Raw genomic sequence first — 1,437 nt, 5'->3', positions numbered from 1 at the left:
GTGTATGATAAACCTTCTTTTATTGATATCAATCAATTGATCACACTTCCATTTTTTAATAATTCCATGGACGGTGACCCGTGTTAGACCGACATAGTCAGCCAATTCTTGTTGAGTAAGGTTGATTTCATTGGTTTGGCAGGAATCCATCAGCTGTAGAAGTGAAAAAGCTACTTTTTGTTCAGATGTAACCGCTTTCAAATTAATTTCGTCCAACAGCGTTTTTTCTTTTTGAATAACTGATTTAGCAAAAAGAAGAACGAAATCGGGGTACTCCTTGATTAATTTTTTGTATACTTCAAACGAAAAATAGTAGACAACTGAATCCTCAATTGCAATGGCCGAAGAAAAGTAAGGCAATTGGTCGATTGCTTGCTCACCAATCAAGAATCCTGATCCCTTAATATCTAAAATTCTATCTCCTCTCTCTGAAGTAGGCTTTAAAATTTTTATCAGCCCATTATTAATATAATAAAATCCATTTCCGATTTCACCTTGCTTATATAGAATTGCTTTTTTTTTAAGGAATTGCCTTTCCCCGTATCTTAAGAAGGACTCCCAGGAATTTAAGCTCGCGCTTTCTTGCTGTGAGAAGGTATGCATCTATGTAGCCTCCTTAGTAGATATTATAGAATCATTCTTAATAATAGCTTCAATTTGTTTGATATCAAGAAGGTCTATGGATCGGTTGCGGATGTCAATCAAATCCTTTTTCATCCACTGTTGAAGAATCTTATAGATACTGATACGTGAGGTTCCGATGTATTGGGCTAGAGAAGTTTGGCTTATAGGTAATTGGGAACTTCCGTATTTGTGGTAAAGCTTAAGAAGAAAATGTGCCATTTGCAGTTCCACAGGGGTGTTTAATAAGGAAACGGTTTCCGCAAGTAAACGGATTTTTTGGATCAGTGAATTCATAAATAGTGTTCCTGCATCTTGATGCTCTTTGCACATTTCCTGAAAGGTTTCGTTTGAATAGTAATAAAGGATGGACTTTGTTTCAGTAATAGCCGTTGTCATATAGGGCTTTTCTAGAATTCCTTGCTCACCAATCAGGAAACCTTCAGGAATATAGTCAACGATTCTCTCAATTCCTTGATCAGAAATAATTTTGATGTTCACGTGACCCTCAGCGACAAAATAAAAACCATTTCCACGCTCCCCCTGCCGAAATAATAGGTGATTTTTTTTTAGGACACGCTTTTGGCCATAGAATAGATAAGGATTCCATTGGTATCGAAGTAGGTTTTCCATTTCTTCCCCCTTCCAATAAATAATAGAAAATATAGAATAATCTAATAGATATTCCGTTTTATATTATATTGTATTTTCATTATTTTTCAAGAAAGTATTTTTTGTGGTAAAAACATTTAAGAGATTAAGAATCTGGTGCCCATTTTTTTGCATGAGTGTGAAATAATCTCCTTTAAAATTAAT

Annotated in this window: 2 protein-coding genes; both read right to left on the bottom strand. The window is 34.8% G+C overall.

Annotation, left to right across the window (positions count from 1 at the left end; all coding sequences use genetic code 11):
• Positions 1 to 603 (bottom strand): Crp/Fnr family transcriptional regulator (locus V7137_RS30570; RefSeq protein ID WP_335701545.1); only part of this gene is annotated, 603 nt, incomplete at its 3' end.
• The gene (locus tag V7137_RS30565) at positions 604 to 1,254 is read right to left on the bottom strand and encodes a Crp/Fnr family transcriptional regulator (RefSeq protein ID WP_335701544.1); all 651 of its coding nucleotides are present in this window, start codon (positions 1,252 to 1,254) and stop codon (positions 604 to 606) included.
• Between the last annotated feature and the right edge of the window lie 183 nt (positions 1,255 to 1,437).

This window comes from Neobacillus drentensis, from assembly GCF_036962765.1.
GTDB lineage: Bacteria > Bacillota > Bacilli > Bacillales > Cytobacillaceae > Neobacillus > Neobacillus drentensis_C.
The sequence above is the reverse complement of the archived record's forward strand: the minus strand, read 5'-3'. Positions and strand labels throughout refer to the sequence as shown.